This is a genomic window from Nocardia higoensis, assembly GCF_015477835.1.
GTDB lineage: Bacteria > Actinomycetota > Actinomycetes > Mycobacteriales > Mycobacteriaceae > Nocardia > Nocardia higoensis_A.
Genome location: NZ_JADLQN010000001.1, coordinates 1660970 through 1678455, shown reverse-complemented (window position 1 = coordinate 1678455; position 17486 = coordinate 1660970). Strand labels below are relative to the sequence as shown.

General features: G+C 68.0%; 15 protein-coding genes. 9 read left to right on the top strand and 6 right to left on the bottom strand.

What is annotated here, in order from left to right:
- Positions 1–6 precede the first annotated feature (6 nt).
- Both IU449_RS07540 and IU449_RS07535 read right to left on the bottom strand, forming a co-directional pair.
- Entirely contained in the window at positions 7–1023 is a 1017-nt protein-coding gene (locus tag IU449_RS07540; protein WP_195001166.1) for an Rv2578c family radical SAM protein, read from the bottom strand.
- Positions 1024–1044: 21 nt separating this feature from the next.
- Positions 1045–2055: an NAD-dependent epimerase/dehydratase family protein gene (locus tag IU449_RS07535; RefSeq protein ID WP_195001165.1), complete on the bottom strand. Its 1011-nt coding sequence runs from the start codon at positions 2053–2055 to the stop codon at positions 1045–1047.
- A gap of 267 nt (positions 2056–2322) precedes the next feature.
- On the opposite strand from IU449_RS07535, the gene IU449_RS07530 reads away from it, so the two are divergent.
- The 6 genes from IU449_RS07530 (at position 2323) to IU449_RS07505 (ending at position 7707) form a co-directional block, all read left to right on the top strand.
- Entirely contained in the window at positions 2323–2640 is a 318-nt protein-coding gene (locus IU449_RS07530) for an ESX-1 secretion-associated protein (protein WP_228803789.1), read from the top strand.
- A gap of 7 nt (positions 2641–2647) precedes the next feature.
- Complete coding sequence (locus IU449_RS07525) at positions 2648–4342, top strand: hypothetical protein (protein WP_195001164.1); 1695 nt, start codon at positions 2648–2650, stop codon at positions 4340–4342.
- A gap of 48 nt (positions 4343–4390) precedes the next feature.
- Positions 4391–5077: a DUF3558 domain-containing protein gene (locus IU449_RS07520; RefSeq protein WP_195001163.1), complete on the top strand. Its 687-nt coding sequence runs from the start codon at positions 4391–4393 to the stop codon at positions 5075–5077.
- A gap of 33 nt (positions 5078–5110) precedes the next feature.
- A complete protein-coding gene (locus IU449_RS07515; protein ID WP_195001162.1) occupies positions 5111–5671 on the top strand; it encodes a hypothetical protein in 561 nt (186 codons plus the stop codon).
- A complete protein-coding gene (locus IU449_RS07510; RefSeq protein WP_195001161.1) occupies positions 5668–6846 on the top strand; it encodes a hypothetical protein in 1179 nt (392 codons plus the stop codon). The genes IU449_RS07515 and IU449_RS07510 overlap by 4 nt, the downstream gene beginning before the upstream one ends.
- 90 nt (positions 6847–6936) lie before the next feature.
- The gene (locus tag IU449_RS07505) at positions 6937–7707 is read left to right on the top strand and encodes an ESX secretion-associated protein EspG (RefSeq protein ID WP_195001160.1); all 771 of its coding nucleotides are present in this window, start codon (positions 6937–6939) and stop codon (positions 7705–7707) included.
- 76 nt (positions 7708–7783) lie between these two features.
- On the opposite strand, the gene IU449_RS07500 is transcribed toward IU449_RS07505, so the two are convergent.
- Positions 7784–8296, bottom strand: a complete 513-nt coding sequence (locus IU449_RS07500; protein WP_195001159.1) for a hypothetical protein — start codon at positions 8294–8296, stop codon at positions 7784–7786.
- A 127-nt stretch (positions 8297–8423) separates the two neighbouring features.
- A complete protein-coding gene (locus IU449_RS07495; protein WP_195001158.1) occupies positions 8424–9314 on the bottom strand; it encodes a neutral zinc metallopeptidase in 891 nt (296 codons plus the stop codon).
- Between the two features lie 660 nt (positions 9315–9974).
- On the opposite strand from IU449_RS07495, the gene aspS reads away from it, so the two are divergent.
- Entirely contained in the window at positions 9975–11819 is a 1845-nt protein-coding gene (aspS, locus tag IU449_RS07490; RefSeq protein WP_195001157.1) for an aspartate--tRNA ligase, read from the top strand.
- Positions 11820–11921: 102 nt separating this feature from the next.
- On the opposite strand, the gene IU449_RS07485 is transcribed toward aspS, so the two are convergent.
- The gene (locus IU449_RS07485; protein WP_195001156.1) at positions 11922–12761 is read right to left on the bottom strand and encodes a hypothetical protein; all 840 of its coding nucleotides are present in this window, start codon (positions 12759–12761) and stop codon (positions 11922–11924) included.
- Between the two features lie 230 nt (positions 12762–12991).
- On the opposite strand from IU449_RS07485, the gene IU449_RS07480 reads away from it, so the two are divergent.
- Positions 12992–14161 (top strand): phosphotransferase family protein, encoded by a 1170-nt coding sequence (locus tag IU449_RS07480; protein WP_195001155.1) that lies wholly within the window; start codon positions 12992–12994, stop codon positions 14159–14161.
- Between the two features lie 222 nt (positions 14162–14383).
- On the opposite strand, the gene IU449_RS07475 is transcribed toward IU449_RS07480, so the two are convergent.
- The gene (locus tag IU449_RS07475; RefSeq protein WP_228803785.1) at positions 14384–16003 is read right to left on the bottom strand and encodes an alkaline phosphatase D family protein; all 1620 of its coding nucleotides are present in this window, start codon (positions 16001–16003) and stop codon (positions 14384–14386) included.
- A gap of 103 nt (positions 16004–16106) precedes the next feature.
- On the opposite strand from IU449_RS07475, the gene IU449_RS07470 reads away from it, so the two are divergent.
- Entirely contained in the window at positions 16107–17462 is a 1356-nt protein-coding gene (locus IU449_RS07470) for a replication-associated recombination protein A (RefSeq protein WP_195001153.1), read from the top strand.
- The last annotated feature ends 24 nt before the right edge of the window (positions 17463–17486 follow it).

The following is a 17486-nucleotide window of genomic DNA, read 5'->3' as shown; positions in this document are numbered from 1 at the left end:
GAGCGGTCAGGCGAACAGCGCCAGTTGCGGGTCCGTAACGCGCGGTGAAGCGGCCGCGGGCGCCGCGGGTTCGGCGGGTGGCCTGATCAGACCGTGGTGCTCGAGCAGGGGAGTGGTGCGCTCGCGCAGCCAGCCCGCGTACTCCGGGCCGACGTACGCGCCTCGTCCGTACAGTTGCCGGTACCGGCGCAGCAGCGCCGGGTGGGTTTCGGCCAGCCAGCCCAGGAACCAGCCGCGTGTGCTGCCGCGCAGATGCATCGGGATGGTGACCGCCGAGGCCGCGCCCGCCGTCGCGATCGCGCCGAACAATTCGTCGAGATGGGTCTTGCTGTCGGTCAGATACGGAATGATCGGCGCGACCATGACGTTCACCGCGAAGCCGGCCTCGGCCAACGCGCTCACCAAGTCCAGGCGCGCCCTCGGCGACGGCGTGCCCGGCTCGATCTGCTGGTGCAGGTCGGGATCGAGCAGGGCGATCGACACCGCCAGCCGCACGTCCACCTCACGGGCGGCGAGGGTGAGCAGCGGCAGATCCCGTCGAAGCAGCGTGCCCTTGGTGAGAATGGAGAACGGCGTCCCCGCATCGGTGAGCGCGCGAATGATGCCCGGCATCAACCGGTATCGCCCTTCGGCGCGCTGGTACGGATCGGTGTTGGTCCCCAGCGCGACCGGCTCGCGATGCCAGGAGCGTTTGCCGAGCTCCCGGCGCAGCACGGCCGCCACGTTCGTCTTCACCACGATCTCGGTGTCGAAATCGCGGCCCGCGTCCAGATCCAGGTATTCGTGCGTGGGGCGGGCGAAGCAGTAGCGGCAGGCGTGCGAGCACCCGCGCATCGGGTTGACCGTCCAGCGGAACGGCAGACCGCTCTCCTCGGGTACCCGGTTCAGCGCACTCTTGCAGAGCACCTCGTGGAAGGTGATGTCATCGAACTCCGGGGTGGTCACGGTGCGGACGAACTCTGCTCGGCTCAGGCCGGGCAGAGCGCCGTCGTCGGCGTCCAGTATCTGGTTCTGCCACCGCACCGGACCAGTCGAACACGCGTTCTAGGGCGTGTCAAGCGGTGTCCGCGCGTCGGACGCCTCCACGCTCGCCGGGTCGTCGAAGAAGGCGACGAGGTCGCGCACCGTTTCCTCGATCGGCCGCGGCTGGTAGCCGAGTTCGGTGGTGGCCTTGCTGTGGTCGACCGCCGGTGCGGAGATCAGGGCGCCGAGCGCGGCCTTGGACAGGATGTCGGTGCCGAGCATCTTGCCGATCGGCTCGAGTACCGGGATGAGCCGGCCGACCAGTTTCGGGGGGATCGTGATGCGCGGTCCGCGCTTGCCGCGCTGCTGTGCGGCCAGCGTGCACACGTCGGTCATCGAGATCATCGTGCCGCCGAGTAGATAGTTCTCGCCGGTGCGGCCCTTTTCGCCCGCCAGGATCAACCCCGCGGCCACATCGCGTACGTCGACCAGGTCGAATCCGCCGTCGACCATCGCGGGCAGTCGGCCGTGGGCTGCGTCACGCAGTGATCGGTTGATGCGGGAGAGCGGCACGCCGTAATCGGCCGGGCCGAATACGCCGGTGGGGTTGCATATCACCGCGTCGAGCCCCTTGGCGATCACCTCGCGCAGGGCGACCTCGCCCGCCCACTTCGACCGGTCGTAGACCGGCAGGCCGGGATCGGTCGACCGTACCGAGGTCTCGTCGATGTGGCCGCCGCAGCTGTACTGGTCGAAGGCGTGGATGGAACTGGCATGCACCATGCGCCGGGCGCCGACCGCCAGTGCCGCCTCGGCGACGACACGAACGCCCTCGGTGTTGACCCGCCAGGCGAGTTCGTTGCGATCGGCCAGCGTGATGACCGCGACGAGGTGGTAGACGACCTCCGCGCCGGCCAGCGCCGCGCGCATCGAGGCGGGATCGAGCACGTCGCCATCGACCCAGGTGACGCCCGGCCTCGGGTGCTCCGGGATCACGCGGTCGACGGCGACCACTTCGTGCCCGTGGGCGGTGAGCAGGCGGAGTAGATTCGTGCCTAGGTACCCGGCTGCGCCGGTCACTGCGACCTTCATGGCACCGAGAATATAGAACTTGTTCTAATTTGCAACATGTTCTAGTTTGTGGGGCGGATCCGGCGGCGGGCGGCCGAGGGGGCGATGAACTCGAAACCTGTGGTAACCATCGGCTATATTGAGCCGAACCGTAGCGGCCTCGGCCGGCGACGGCGCGATCGCTTCGGGGTGGGACAAGCAGGAACGTTCGGAGCGGTCGGGTCGCACCAGTCGTCGCGAGCCGTCCGATGCGGCGACAGCACATTACGACGGATGGGGGGCCACTCGATGAGTGAATTCTCGGTAGATCCCACGGCGGTCCGGCAGTTCGCCACGGAGCACGCCACGATCGCGGGCCAGATCACGGCCGCGGCCGATATGGATCTGATCGGCCAGGTGTCGGCGCTGACGCCGGTGTTCGGCCTGATCGGCGCCGACTACCTGGCCAGTTTCGCGGCCGCGCAAGTATTGCAGGCCAAGGACATCCACGATCTGGCCGGTAAGTACAACGACCTGTCGTGGAAAGCCTTCTCGGCCGCCTCGCTGTTCGAGGAGACCGACGGCGAGAACGCCGCGCAGATGAACACGCAGGCGAGCGGGATCTGAGGCCGGGATGAAGCCACTCGACGTCACCGACACCGGCATCATCGGCGCCGCTGTGCCCGCCACCGCACAGCCCGCGATCGACACCGGCCACCCCCTTATGGGATCGGGCCCTGCCGAGCCGCTCTCCGTGCCCGCGACCGAACCCTCGTCACCCACCGAGCCGGTGGGCATCCCCGCCGATCAGGCGCTGATCGACCTGCCCCTGCCGCAGCTGCCCGTCGATCTGCCACCGATCGAAGCACCTGAATTCATCCTGGCGCGTAAGGAATCCGACGACAACGGGGCCGCCGGCACCTTCCCGCCGGGAATGCCCGGCCTCGGTGCGGGGCAGTCCGCCGACCCGCAGGACATTCTCGGCGGCCTCCAGACCGAGGCGAACACGTTCCTGGAGAGCAGCGGCATCAGTTATGCCGTGCAACAGACCCAGGACTCTGTGCAGCAGGCGCTCGGTCAGGCCGGAGCGGCTGCGCAGAGCGCCGCTGTCCAGGCCACGCAGGCCGCCGCGGCCGCCGCCGACCAGCTGCCGCAGCTGCCGGGCCTGCCCGCCGACCCGGTGGGCTCGCTCATGCAGGGCCTGCAGGTTCCGGCGCTGCCCGGTGTGGACGTGCTCTTCCAGCCGATCCTCCAGCTGCTCCAGAGCTTCGGCACCGGCATCCTCGGCGCCCTGGACCCGACCGCGATCCTCAGCCAGTCCTCCCAGATGGTCGAAACCGCCATGCAACTCGCCAAGGGCAGCATGGCCACCGTCGAGCAGGTGTGGGAAGGGCAGGCGTCGCGTCAGGCGCAGGTCGCCAGTCAGGAGGCCAACGCGCAAGGCCAGAACACCAGCCAGCGCGGCTTCGACATCTCCGCGCTGACCCAGGCCGCCGCGGCCGTCGTCCAGCAGGGCAACGCCCAGCTCGTCGGCATCGCGAGCACCTTCGCCGCACAGGCCACCGCCCTGGCGCCGGTCATCCTCACCCCGCCCGGTCAGGCCACCCTGATCGCCAGCGCCACCGAGCATCTCGGCCAAGCCGTGACCGTCGTCAACGCCACCCGTGGCGACCTCGCCGGTAAGACCGCCGAACTCAACGGCCTCGTCGGCCAGCTCCTCGGCAACAGCGGCTTGCCCGCCCCCCAGGACGTCGCCCAAGCGGCCGCCGAGAACCTCGGCGAGCCGCTGCTGACCCAGGCCGAAAGCCTCACCACGCAAGCCGCGAGCGCCGACCCCGCCACCGGCACCCCGAACCTGTCGACCTCGACCAACCCGTCCTCGCTGAACACCTCCAACGCGAGCACCCCCGGCAGCGGCCCGCTCGGCTCCCTCGGCCGCCCGATGGGTTCCGGCGGGTCCGGTGGAGGTTCCGGCTCCCCCGGCATCACCGGCATCCCCACCACCGGTACCCCCGGCTCGGGCTCACCCGGCTCCAGCCTCCTCGGCGCACGGCCCGTCTCGGGTATTCCGACCACCGGCATGCCCACAGGCACGGGTACCTCGACCACTCCCGCGGGGACCAGCGGCTCGTACATGGGCGGCGGTGGCGGCGCGGCGGGCCAGCGCCAGAGCGACGACGACCAGCATTCGCGCAGTGTCGACCCGTACCAAAGCCTCACCGGCAACGACGACCTCACCGGGCCGCTCGGTGAGTCGACGCCGGAGGTCATCGGTGCGACCCATACCGATGAACTGCTCAGCTCGGACTACGAGCAGGATCAGTTCTGAGGCGTTGCGCGGGCCGGCGGTGAGCTCTCTCGGAATCACCGCAGGGCCATGCGAGTTCGCGAGGCTTGCCGATCTCGATGCATCGGTAGTATCACCGGCAGGTGGCAGGGGAGGAGATGCCGGTCCGCCCCGGTGGTGCCCAGGATTTTCGGCGAATATGGGGTGATGATGTCGAGTCGATCTGGCAGCCGGTGGCTAGGCGTCGCTGCTGGTTTCATGCTGACTGTAACAGGATGTGGAACATCGCAGGGCGGAGAGGCCGCGCCCGATGAGCCGTCCGGCGTTGTCGGCACCGTAGCGGTGGACGTGCCTTCAGGATTCGATCCGTGTGAGGACATTCCTCAAAGTATCCTGGATTCGGAAAAGTTACGACAGAAGATTTCGGACGACTCAACCATATCCGGGGGGATAAAGTGGCGCGGCTGCATGTGGGGCAATCCTGATGGCTATGCGGTCAGTATACGAACGACGAATATCACCGTAGAAATGGTCAGATCCAAGACGTTCCCGGATACTCGAGAGTTTCGGGTCGCTGGTCGGGAAGCTATTTCTAGTAGGCAGTCGGATATCCAATCCGAAGCGTCATGCACTCTGGACGTTGCAATGAAAGGCGGTAGTCTGGAATTCGGCCTGACGAACCCGCCATCGGCGAAGAGTACCGGTCATATCGATGCTTGCGATCTCGCGTATGTGCTGGCAGAGAAGATAGTGCCCCTATTGCCTGCGAGTGCCTAAACATGGGTAATGATCCGGGGAGGATGTCAGCGTATGAGTGCTGGTGAGCCTTCACGTCCGATGGCCAACATGCTGTCGGCCGTGACGGAAGGAGCTGTGTCCTTTTCGATGCAGCCCGAGGACTTCGTGTATGTCGATCGGGACTGCGAGTACTTCAAGGTGGCGATACGTCAGATCCAGCGGATAGCGAGCGAGATATCCGAGCAGGGGCATTGGGGTTTAGGTGAGAGAGTCCGCGAATTGGTGTCAGCGCAGACAGTCGTGGATCGCTTCAAGAAGAAGGCCCAGCAGTCTGCTGGAGGGAACAATGTGTGGGAGGTGATGGAGCAGCATTATCAGATTGTAGAGGATATCCAGTCATTCTATCGGGTCGCGCGCGAACGAATTATGCAGAGCGATAGTGAATTCGCGGCTCAGTTCACTCAGTTGAGTGAAACCCTGCCCGATCGGGGGCCGGCGGAGCGGACTCCTGAGCAGGCGTTGGAGGCTTTGGGGCGTATGCCCGGCGTGCTGGGTGATTTGTATGGTTCGGCGCCGTCGGCAACGACTCCGTCGCTGTGGCCGGGTGTTCCGCTGCCAGGGGCTGGGCAGTGAGCGGGCACGAGAGCCCGGCGATTCCGGGCGGTGGCGAGAATCCGTCCAGTTGGGCGCACCCGGATATCGTCGGGGCTTTCCAGCCGCTCGATCCGACCGACGCCAACAACCAGGCCCAGCAGTATTACCAGATCAGCGAGCTCTGGGACGAAGGCTTGCGGACCTTCGCCCGCGGTATCCAGACCTCGTTGGAACAGGCTTGGTCGGGCGGAGAAGCGGCTCGCAAGTCCAAGGAGAGCATTCAGAACTACCTCACCAAGGCCGAGGAGCTGACGCCCGCGCTGAACGAATTGTCGACGAGGGTCACCGAGGCCGCGTCGGCGATCAGCCAGACGAAGAGCGCGCTCCCCGATCCCGTGGTGATCACCTGGACCTCCTGGCTCTGGCCTCCGAACCGCTGGGATCTGCAGCGGGAGCAGACCGAGGAGGAGCAGGCGGCACGAGACGCCATGAACAACTACTACGTGCAGCCGTTCAAGGCGATCGACAGCAGTATCCCGGTGCTTCCGACTCCCGTGAGCCCCACCTCCTCGCCGGACATCGTGGTCCCGCCGGGCGGTTTCGTGGACGATTCCGGTGACGGCTCCGGCAACGGGGCCGGGGGCGGGTCGGATGATCCGTCATCGGGTGATCCGAGCGGCACGCCGGATGGCGGCGAGCCCGGGGAGGAGCAACCGGGTGCGGGGGAGACGCAGCCCGAAGGTGAGGACAGTTCGTCTTCGGACGAGGACGATTCGTCGACTACCCCGTCGAGCCAGGATCCGGCGGGCACGAATCCGGCCGGTACCAACCCGGCGGGCTCGAACCCGTCGGATCCGAACCGGACGGTGCCGAGCGGTTCCAGTCCGTCGAGCCCGGGAGCGCCGGGCAGTCCCGGCTCCGGTTCGCCGGGCAGTCCGGGATCGAGTACACCGCAGCCGGGTCGCAGCATCCCGGGTGGTGGACAGGCCACGCAAACGGCGCCGGGGACGTCGTCGTCGGCGGCCTCGACGGGTGCGGCAGGCCGCAGTGGTATGGGCGGGATGGCGGGTGCGCCGGGTTCGCGTGGTGGCGGTCAGGACGACGAGACCCACAAGATTCCGGATTATCTGATCACGCAACAGAACACCGAGGAATTGCTCGGTGAGACCCCGCCGGCCGTGCCGGGTGGCGTCATCGGCGGCGAGCCGGAGTAGATGTGGTGGATGGGGCGGCGGAGAACGGCTCGCCGCTCATCGTGTGGCGGGACGACGGTCGGAATCGGCCCGCCGGGAGAGAGATTGTGAATGGCTGAGTGGAGTTGGGACACCGATGATTTCGCGGCGTTGTGGCTGGGTGACGCCCACGACCGAATCCCCGGTCCGCTGCGGCACATCAGCCGCTTCGCATTCAACGACGAGGCCGAGGCACATCGGGTCGCGGTGCGTGGCCGGTACTCGGCGGACGAACTCGACGACATCCGCGCGGCGCTGCACACACTGAGCGTCTCCGACATCCGCGTGGAAATCCTCGGCGGCAGTTGCCGACACCGCAACAGCACCGGCCGCGACGACCTGCGCGAGTACCGTGTCCTCGGCGCCCGCGCCGGTCACCGCGCGGTCGTGCTCACCCAGCACGGCACCGACCGCGAGCACGGCCCGATCCGCCTGCGCGCCTTCGATTCGGCCCAGCTCCCGGCGCGTCTCACCCAGGCGATTCCCGCCTGCCACCCCGGCGCGCAGCGGCCGGAAGTCTTCCACCCCGGAGACCTCGCCCCACGCCGCGACGGCTACGCGCAGGACAACGCCCGCAATACCCCGCGCGAGCGCTACCAACGCCTCCTCGGCCGTCCCGCCGACGGTGGCGGCACCGCGGCTCTGCTCACCGGTCCCCTCTACAAGCGATCGGCGCCTGCCCGCCTGCTCCAGTGGTACGACATCTCCGGCGACGGCCGCTACACCGAAGAGCGTGCCGCCAACATCACCGTCCGCCCGTCCGCCCCCGCCGACCTCACCCGACATTTCACCGCATGGATCGCCGAGATATCGGACCGGCTACGCCCGGACGACGCTTACTGACCGAACACGACACCGGGCAGTGAGCGCTCGCCCCGCCATCCGCGGACGGCCCGCTTCGTGGCTTCCTACCGGACGCTCATTCGTTCTCTTCGAACGCGTCGATCAGGCCGTCGAAGACCTCGGCGAACTTCTTGCGGGCGTCGCGCTGCTCGTCGCTGAGCCCGTCGGTGGTGTTCGGCGCGTAGAGGATCAGATGCACGTCGTCGGAGGGATTTTCGGGCATGAGGTCGATGATCTGGATGCCCTGATCGGTGACGGCGGGGGTGCCGAAGTCGGCCTCACGGAGTTCGCGGATTGCCTCGAGCGCCTTGTCGAGGTCGTCGGCGGCGACCTTGCCTTCGACTTCGCGAGGTGCGGTGTCGGCCGCGCGGTCGGTGGAGAGCACGTCGGGGCGGTGCAGGGCGGTGCCGTCGGCGTCGACCTCCAACAGCGGGCGCAGGTCGGTGCGGGCGGTCCAGCCGCTGGGAATGGTGGTCAGGGAGACCAGGGCGAAATCGGGAGCCTCCTGATCCGGTTCGGCGGTGGCGACACCGCACAGGCTGCCCAGGGTCAGTGCCGCGGCCAGCAGCGCCGACGCGATCGTTCGCATGTCAGTTCCTATCGGTGGAAAACTAGGGAGCCCGCGACGCTGCGGGTGCCGCTCGGTGCAGCGTCATAGATCATGACAGTGTGGCGAGCCTAGGTGGGCATCGTCACACCGGTGTCCGCATGCCCGGTCAGCGCAGGGCGGGCGGACTGTTCAGATCGTTCGCGGAATAGGTGTCGCAGGCGTCGACCCGGCCGGTGCGATAACCGGAGAGGAACCACTTCTGGCGCTGCTCGGAGGAGCCGTGGGTCCAGGCTTCCGGGTTCACCTGGCCCTGGGTCGACTGCTGAATGCGGTCGTCGCCGACGGCGGAAGCCGCCGAGAGGGCGTCGCGGATGTCGGTGTCGGACAAGGGCTTCAGGAACGGCTCGTCACCGCCGGGAGCGGGAGACTTGTCGGCGTAGTAGGCCCAGATGCCCGCGTAGCAATCGGCCTGCAACTCGGTGCGCACCGCACCCGATTCAGGGCCGCGCGGATCGCGCTGGGAGCGGGCGAGATCGCCGAGCTGGTTTTGGATGTGATGGCCGACCTCATGGGCGACGACGTACTCTTCTGCGAGGGGACCGCCCCTGGCCCCGAAGCGTGACGTGAGTTCCTGAAAGAAGCTGGTATCGAAATACGCAGTCCGGTCGGCGGGGCAGTAGAATGGACCCACTTCACTGGTGGCGTTGCCGCATCCGGTGGCCACCGATCCTGAGTACAGCGCGACTTCCGGCGCGGTGTACTGGTATCCGGCTTGAGTGGGTAATTGGCTTCCCCAGATCGCGTTGAGGCTGATCGATGTCAATGCAATCCGGCAATCGGTGTACCTGTTGGCGTCGGCACCCGTTCGGCAGTGCGCCGGGGTGCCTGTTTCCGGGCTCTGGCTGGAAGGTTCCGTGGGATCTCCGCCGAGAAGAAGTATGACGACCAGTAGGACCAGGCCGCTGATCCCGCCACCGAGGGCGATTCGGCCACCCGCACCCGGGCCGCGAGAGCTCACGGCATTCGGATCGATCTGCATGCCCTCGTTGAAGGTCATGGGTCGTACGCCTCCTGTCCTGAGGGCCGGGGATGAGCGCTCGGCCATAGTCACGCTAGGCGTAGAGCCTACTGCCTGGAAGCGCCTGCTCAGCGGAGTGCGTCGACTGCGAGGCAACGTGATCGATTGCCGACGAGCGGATTCTATGGTCTACTCGCTACGGCGAATTTGCCTATGGGGGAGGTTTGAAATGGGGAGTCGTTCGATCGTCGGTCGTTTCGCGGCTGTCGCGGCAGTTCTGATGGCGACAGTTGGTGCGTTGATTCTGAGCTCGGCAAATACCGTCGAGTCGTCGAGAATCATTATCGCCGGGGAATTCAACGAAGATATCTGTATGGGGCGTGGCAGCACTCTCTATTCGGATGAGCAGGGGCGTGTGTGGGAGTGGCGTCCGAAGCAGGGGCCCGTCGTTTACGGGGATTGTCGGGATTGGGAATGGGTTCGGGTTCGCTGACAGCGACGGATCAACTGTTCGGGGGAATATCCCGTTCATCGCGAATGCCGCGATGGATAACGCCCTGACAAGCGTATAGCGAAAGTCGGGGCGTGATTCGTTGTAGTAGCTGCCTATGCGGCGACTCGGTGCATGAATCGGGCGGTTACGATGTTGCATGCGCCAACCGCTGTCGCTGGCGCACCGTACTCGTCGAAAGGAATCCCGTGCTGCGCACCCACTTGGCTGGTTCGCTGCGAAGCGAGCATGCCGGTCAGACCGTCACCCTCTCCGGATGGGTGGCCCGCCGGCGCGACCACGGTGGCGTGATCTTCATCGATCTGCGCGACGCCTCGGGGGTCTCGCAGGCGGTGTTCCGCGAGGGCGAGCCCGCCGAACAGGCGCATCGTCTGCGCGCGGAGTACTGCGTGCGGGTCACCGGCGTGGTCGAGCAACGACCGGACGGCAACGAGAACCCGGAACTACCGACCGGGCAGATCGAGGTCAATGTCACCGAGCTCGAGGTGCTCAACGAGAGCGCGCCGCTGCCCTTCCAGCTCGACGAGCAGCCCGGCGAGGAGGCCCGTCTCAAGCATCGCTACCTGGATCTGCGCCGCGAGGGCCCAGCCCATGCCATCCGGCTGCGCTCGAAGGTGAACGCCGCCGCGCGCGAGGTGCTGGCTCGGCACGAGTTCGTCGAGGTGGAGACGCCGACGCTGACCAGGTCCACCCCCGAGGGCGCGCGTGACTTCCTGGTCCCCTCCCGCTTGCAGCCGGGCAGCTTCTACGCCCTGCCGCAGAGCCCGCAGCTGTTCAAGCAGCTGCTGATGGTCGGCGGTGTCGAACGCTACTACCAGATCGCGCGGTGCTACCGCGACGAGGACTTCCGCGCCGACCGCCAGCCGGAGTTCACCCAGCTCGACATCGAGATGAGCTTCGTGCGCCAGGAGGATGTCATCCTGCTGGCCGAGGAGATCCTCTCGGCGCTGTGGAAGCTCATCGGCTACGAGATCCCGACGCCGATCCCGCACATGACCTACGCCGAGGCGATGCGCCGGTTCGGCTCCGACAAGCCCGACCTGCGGTTCGGCGTGGAGATCACCGAGTGCACCGAGTACTTCGCGAATACTCCGTTCCGGGTGTTCCAGGCGCCCTATGTGGGAGCGGTCGTCATGCCCGGCGGCGCGAGCCAGCCGCGGCGTCAGCTCGACGCCTGGCAGGACTGGGCCAAGCAGCGCGGGGCCAAGGGCCTGGCCTATGTGCTGGTCAACGAGGACGGCACGCTCGGCGGGCCGGTCGCCAAGAATCTCAGTGACGCCGAGCGCGCGGGCTTGGCCGAGCACGTCGGTGCGCAACCCGGCGACTGCGTGTTCTTCGCCGCCGGTCCGGCCAAGGCGCAGCGGGCGCTGCTCGGCGCGGCGCGCGGGGAGATCGCCCGCAAGGTCGGCCTGATCGACGAGAAGGCGTGGGCGTTCGTCTGGATCGTGGACGCCCCGCTCTTCGAGCCCGCCGACGAGGCCACCGCCAGCGGTGACGTCGCGCTCGGATATTCGGCCTGGACCGCGGTGCACCACGCGTTCACCTCGCCCAAGCCCGAATCGCTGGACACCTTCGACACCGACCCGGGTTCGGCGCTGGCCTACGCCTACGACATCGTCTGCAACGGCAACGAGATCGGTGGCGGTTCCATCCGTATCCATCGACGTGACGTGCAGGAACGGGTCTTCGACGTGATGGGCATCAGCGCCGAGGAAGCCCAGGAACAGTTCGGCTTCCTGCTCGACGCCTTCGCCTACGGCGCGCCCCCGCACGGCGGTATCGCCTTCGGCTGGGACCGGGTCACCGCCCTGCTGGCCGGTCTGGACTCGATCCGCGAGGTGATCGCCTTCCCGAAGACCGGCAACGGCGTCGACCCGCTGACCGACGCGCCCGCACCGATCACCGCGCAGCAGCGCAAGGAGGCCGGTCTCGACGTCAAGCCCGGGCAGGCAGCCGAGAAGGGTGACGCCACGAGCCGTGACACCGAGAACGGCAAGGCCGAGGTGGCCGAGGTCGGGGCGAAGTCCGAGTAAGGCGAAATCCGGGTAAGCCGACAGGCACCGACGCGCGGCGCCCGCGGTCCATGAGGATCGCGGGCGCCGCGGGCATTGCGGTGGACCGGTGTTTCGGAAGGGTCAGGCGGGGGAGACCACGCCGTGGACCAGGACGCGGTAGCTGTAGGTGACCGCGATGGCGCACACGGGACCCGCGAGCAGCAAACCGATTCCGCACGCCAACGCGCCGACGGTGGTGATCACCAGGACGGAGAGGGCGAGCAGGAAGACCTTCCACGGGTTGGCCGCCACCAGCATCGCGCTCGACCGGATCGCATCGATCGGACCCATGTCCTGATCGATGACGAAGTGCAGGGCGAACATACACAGCACGCCGACCACCAGCCCGGGCACCACGCACAACGCCAGCCCGAGCCAGGTGCCGAGGAACGCGAGCAGTGCTGTGAGCAGCACATTGCCCGCGTTCAGATTTCGCATGAAGTCGCCGAAATCGGGCCGAGGTCCGTCGGTTTCGAGGAGGGCACCGCGCACCATCATCGCCTGCAGCAGCCACAGGCCGACCATCACCACGAGGAACAACAGCACCAGTGCGCTCAGCGACGTGGGATCGAAGGTCTGCACGACCAACACGAAAGTCAGGTAGATGATGATGCCCACAGCCGTAATTGCCAGCCATGACATGAGATTCGACCGGAATTTGTCCAGTCCGTAGCTGATCGCGTGGCCGACATCGAGCCCGAAGTTCGCCGCCTGGTAGCCGTAGACCGGTGGCTCCGAGACGGCGGGACCGGTGCCGGGCGGGCCGTAGCCGGGTTGCCCGGCAATCGGCGGCGTGTCCTGCGGGCCCATACCCGGTGTGACGGAGTACTGTCCGCCATCGGTTCGGTGCGGATCACCTCCCGGCGCCGAGGCGCCGCCGACAGCGGGGTCGCGCGGTGCGGGTGATGGTGTTTCGGTCACGATGGCAGACCTTTCGGCGACAACCGGTTTGCGAAGTGGCGCAGAGCAGTTCACGATGAGAAAACCGGACACACGCAATGGTGTCAAGGCGGCCTGCCGTGGTGCAGTCGTGCGCTGTCGACCTCGGTCGACAGCTCCGGTGGGCGACAACAGGTGGACACGCCGAGCGACGCGGAAAGGTTGTGTAACCGCTCGCTAGAAGTGACCCCGAGCGAGTAGCTTGAGAGGCGATGACCGCACTATTGGCCGAACGCGCCGCCGACGTCGTATCCGCAGCACAACAGTTGCTCACCAAGCGCATGGGTGCTCCGGTGAAGCTGAGTGATCCGATCGAACTCAGTGGAAGTGGCAGGACCACCGTCCTGCGTGTGCGTGTCGCGGAGAACTCCTACTCCCTACCGCGAACGCTGATCCTCAAACAGGTCCGAGGCACGGCGCAGGAACGCGCGACCGGAGGTCTCGCGCCGGGCGTGGCCGGCGTCGATTCGGCTTTCCTCCGGGAGGCGGTCTCCTACCAGTTCACGACCTCGCTCGGCCGGGATCACCGGCCCGGCGCCTACCTGATCGCCTACAGCCTGCCCGACCGCCTGCTGATTCTCTCCGATCTCGGTGAGAACGCGGGAATGACCGCGGCGCTGCGCTCGGGCAACAAGACGACCACCCGCAACGCCCTGATGGCCTTCGCTCAGGCGCTGGGCCGCATGCACGCCGCGACGGTCGGCCGGGAAGCCGACTTCGTCGCACTGCTGCGCCGGGTCAACGGGGTGCATCGGGTCGACGGCATCGCGCAGCAGGCCGAGTCCTCGGTAGTGGAGGTACCACGACTGCTGCAGCGCGAGCTCGGCTTGGAGGTACCCGGCGAGTTCGCCGAGCGCATCGTGCGCGGCAACCGGCTGTTCTCCGCGGGTAGGCATCGGGCGTTCAGTCCGTCGGATCTGTGCCCGGACAACATCATGATCAACAACGACGGCGCGCGCTTCCTCGATTACGAGTGGGGCGGGTTCCGCGACGCGACTCTCGACATCGCCTACGCGCTGGTGTCGTTCCCCGGCTGCCTGTGCGATATCGAGCTCTCCCGTGACCGGGCCAGGCAGATGGTGGACGCCTGGCGCGCCGAGGTGGTCGGAGTGTTCCCGGCGCTGGCCGACGACGACGTGCTGGCCGAACGCATCCTGGAAGCGCGCCTGATCTGGGTGTGGCTGACCACCTACTGGTTCCTGCCCGCCGACCACGCTCGTATCGCCGCCGCTCGCGAGCACGGACTGTCGACCCCGCGATCGGCAGCGCTGATCAACCGGTGGGCGGCGCTGGCCGAGGACGCCAGGTGCAGCGGCGACGATCTCGTCGGTGACTTCGCCGACGAGGTCTCCGCGATGCTCGAGGAGCGCTGGGCCGAGTGAACCCCGCGCGTCGGTGCGCACCCGGCCGAGTGGGTGCGCAACGGTCCGGAGTGAGCGCTGGGGGGACCGACGTCAGCGTGTAGCGGCCCGTGGTGAGCGCTCAGCGCACCGAAGTGAGCCCTGAGCCGACGGGAGTGCGTGCTCCTCGGGATCGGAGCGGGTACTCAGCCCACGGGAGCGGGCGCTCGATGGACCAGGAGCGAGTGCTCGGCCCCACGGGGCTCAGCCGACGGGAGCGGGACGCGGTTCGACCCGCCCGCCGCTGGGCACCGCGAAGGACGCGCCGTGGCGGACCGGCGAGGCCGGGTCGGCGACATTCGCGAGATAGAACCAGTCCATCTGGGTTCGTTCCCGGGTGACATCGAGGACGCCGTAGCCGTGTGACTCGAGTTCGACGTAGCGCAGATGCGGATTGACCGCGGCGATCGCCGTCTCCACCGACACGGCCGCGGTGCGCGGCGGCGCGCCCAGCAGGTCGCCGATGCTCGCCGAGGTGACCGACGGGACGACGAACTCCGCGCCCGCGCTCGGGCCGTTCGAGTCGGCGGCGGTGACCGGGAGGTCGGCGGCCCAGGAGGAATGGATGTCACCGGTGAGGAAGATGACGTTGTCGACCTCGTCGGCGGTGATCGCCTCGAACAGCCGGCGCCGGTCGGCGGTGTAGCCGTCCCACTGATCGGCATTGGCCGGCGCGCCCTCTCGGGGGATGCCGAGGACGCTGGTCAGCGCCTGGGTGGTCGACGGGTCCAGCGGCGGGAACAGCAACGGGGCGATCATCACCGAATTGCCCACCAGTTTCCATTGCACCGGCGCCGACACCAGGCCCGCGGTGAGCCACTCCAGCTGTGCGTGGCCGGTGATGGTGCGCTCCGGGTCGTCCACGCCGCGCCACTGCGCCCCGGGGACGACCTCCTCGTCGCGGTAGCTGCGCAGGTCGAGCATGGACAGTTCGGCCAGGTCGCCGAAGCGCAGCCGACGATAGATCTTCACCTGTTCGCCCGAGCTGTCCGCCCGCACCGGCATCCATTCCAGGTAGGCGCGCGCCGAAGCGGCGCGACGGTCGACCCAGGCCCCCTCGACAGCCGGCTGGTGGTTGCCCGCGCCGCCCGACCAGGAGTTGTCCGCCGACTCGTGGTCGTCCCAGGTGCAGACGAACGGCACGCGCGCGTGTAGAGCCATCAGATCGGGATCGGTCTTGTACTGGCCGTGTCTGGTTCGATAGTCGGACAGGGTGACGATCTCGTGGACGGGGTCGTGCGCGCGCAGTCCGGTGCCGTATTCGCCGTGGGCGTACTCGTAGAGGTAGTCGCCGAGGTGCACCACGGCGTCCAGATCGCCGCGCTCGGCGAGTCGGCGGTAGGCGCCGAAGGCTCCGGCCTCCCAGTTCGCGCAGGACACGACCCCCAAACGCAACCGCTCGGGGGAGGAATCCGCGGCAGGTGCGGTCCGGGTGCGGCCGATGGGGGAGTGCTGGCCGAAGGCGGTGAAGCGGTAGACGTAGTCGTGGGCCGGGTCGAGACCGGAGACGTCGATCTTCACGGTGTGGTCGGTGTCGGCGGAGGTGACCACAGCGCCGGAGGCGACGATCCGCGTGAACTCCTCGTCGTCGGCCACCTCCCAGTAGACGGCGGCGGGTTCGCCCTCGCCGGAACCGGGCGCGGCGTCGTCGGAGAGGGTGACTCGCGTCCAGATGATCACCCCGGTCGGCAGCGGGTCACCGGAGGCGACGCCGTGCCGGAAGATCGGGCCGGAGGCGCGCGCATGAGGTGCCGCGGCCACCGCGGTCACGGCCACGGCGGCCACACCGCCCTTGAGCAGAGTGCGTCGGGCGATTGAATCCATCTCGGCCACGCGACGATCCCAGCCCATCCGGGCGGCCCTCGCAAATCGGGCCGCACTCGGGTGGGAAAAGGCCGTGTCGGCGCGCGGCGGTACGGTCGAAAACATGAGCGACGGGCTTTTCGACGTTCCGGGTGCGACGTTGCCGGAGGCGGGCCGCGACAGCGCGGGCGTCGACTTCCGCGGCCCGGGTGACCAGGCGCCGCTGGCGGTGCGGATGCGGCCGCGCTCGCTCGACGAGGTCGTCGGTCAGCAGCATCTGCTGGGGCCTGGTTCGCCGCTGCGCCGCCTCATCGAGGGGTCGGGCGCGGCCTCGGTGCTGCTCTACGGCCCACCCGGCACCGGGAAGACGACGCTGGCCGCGCTGATCTCGCAGGCCACCGGCCGGCGGTTCGAGGCGCTTTCCGCGCTCTCGGCCGGGGTGAAGGACGTGCGCGCGGTGATCGATCTGGCCCGCAGACGGCTGACCGCGGGCGAGCGGACCGTGCTGTTCATCGACGAGGTGCACCGGTTCTCCAAGACCCAGCAGGACGCCCTGCTGGCCGCGGTGGAGAACCGGATCGTGCTGCTGGTCGGCGCCACCACCGAGAACCCGTCGTTCTCGGTGGTGTCCCCGTTGCTGTCGCGCTCGCTGGTCCTGCGACTGCGCTCGCTCACCGATGCCGACATCAGGGTGGTGCTCGAGCGGGCCTTGGCCGACCCGCGTGGCTACAGCGGCGCCTACGAGGCGACCGGCGAAGCGCTGGATCACATCGTGCGCATCGCGGGCGGAGACGCACGGCGTGCGCTCACCGCGCTGGAGGCCTCGGCGGAATCCTCGGCGGACGGTGTGGTGGATCTGGAACTGGTCGAGGCGAGCGTGGACCGGGCCGCGGTGCGCTACGACCGCGCGGGCGACCAGCACTACGACGTGGTCAGCGCGTTCATCAAATCCATTCGCGGCTCCGATGTCGACGCCGCGCTGCACTACCTGGCCAGGATGCTGAGCGCGGGGGAGGACCCGCGCTTCGTCGCGCGCCGTTTGGTCATCTCGGCGAGCGAGGACATCGGGATGGCCGACCCGACCGCATTGCAGACCGCGGTCGCCGCCGCCCAGGTGGTGCAGCTCATCGGCATGCCGGAGGCGCAGTTGACGCTCACCCACGCGACCATCCACCTGGCGACCGCCCCGAAGTCCGGCGCGGTCCCCGCGGCGCTGTCCGCGGCCATGGCCGACATCTCCGCGGGCAAGGCGGGCACGGTCCCCGCGCACCTGCGCGACGGCCATTACGCGGGTGCGGCGAAGCTCGGCAGCGCGCAGGGCTACAAGTACCCGCACGACGATCCCGACGGGGTGCTCGCGCAGCAATATCCGCCCGACGAGATCGTCGGCGCGAACTACTATCGGCCGACCGATCACGGCTACGAGCGCGAAATAGGTTCGCGCGTGGAGAAGTTGCGCCGCATCGTTCGCGGGCGCTGACGCGCGTCCGCACGCGGTGCCGGG

Coding starts and splice junctions, on each gene's coding strand:
- IU449_RS07505 (WP_195001160.1), top strand. CDS start 6,937: ATGGCTGAGTGGAGTTGGGACACCGATGATTTCGCGGCGTTGTGGCTG.
- IU449_RS07475 (WP_228803785.1), bottom strand. CDS start 16,003: ATGGATTCAATCGCCCGACGCACTCTGCTCAAGGGCGGTGTGGCCGCC.
- IU449_RS07525 (WP_195001164.1), top strand. CDS start 2,648: ATGAAGCCACTCGACGTCACCGACACCGGCATCATCGGCGCCGCTGTG.
- IU449_RS07535 (WP_195001165.1), bottom strand. CDS start 2,055: ATGAAGGTCGCAGTGACCGGCGCAGCCGGGTACCTAGGCACGAATCTA.
- IU449_RS07480 (WP_195001155.1), top strand. CDS start 12,992: ATGACCGCACTATTGGCCGAACGCGCCGCCGACGTCGTATCCGCAGCA.
- IU449_RS07470 (WP_195001153.1), top strand. CDS start 16,107: ATGAGCGACGGGCTTTTCGACGTTCCGGGTGCGACGTTGCCGGAGGCG.
- IU449_RS07530 (WP_228803789.1), top strand. CDS start 2,323: ATGAGTGAATTCTCGGTAGATCCCACGGCGGTCCGGCAGTTCGCCACG.
- IU449_RS07520 (WP_195001163.1), top strand. CDS start 4,391: ATGCGAGTTCGCGAGGCTTGCCGATCTCGATGCATCGGTAGTATCACC.
- IU449_RS07515 (WP_195001162.1), top strand. CDS start 5,111: ATGAGTGCTGGTGAGCCTTCACGTCCGATGGCCAACATGCTGTCGGCC.
- IU449_RS07495 (WP_195001158.1), bottom strand. CDS start 9,314: ATGACCTTCAACGAGGGCATGCAGATCGATCCGAATGCCGTGAGCTCT.
- IU449_RS07500 (WP_195001159.1), bottom strand. CDS start 8,296: ATGCGAACGATCGCGTCGGCGCTGCTGGCCGCGGCACTGACCCTGGGC.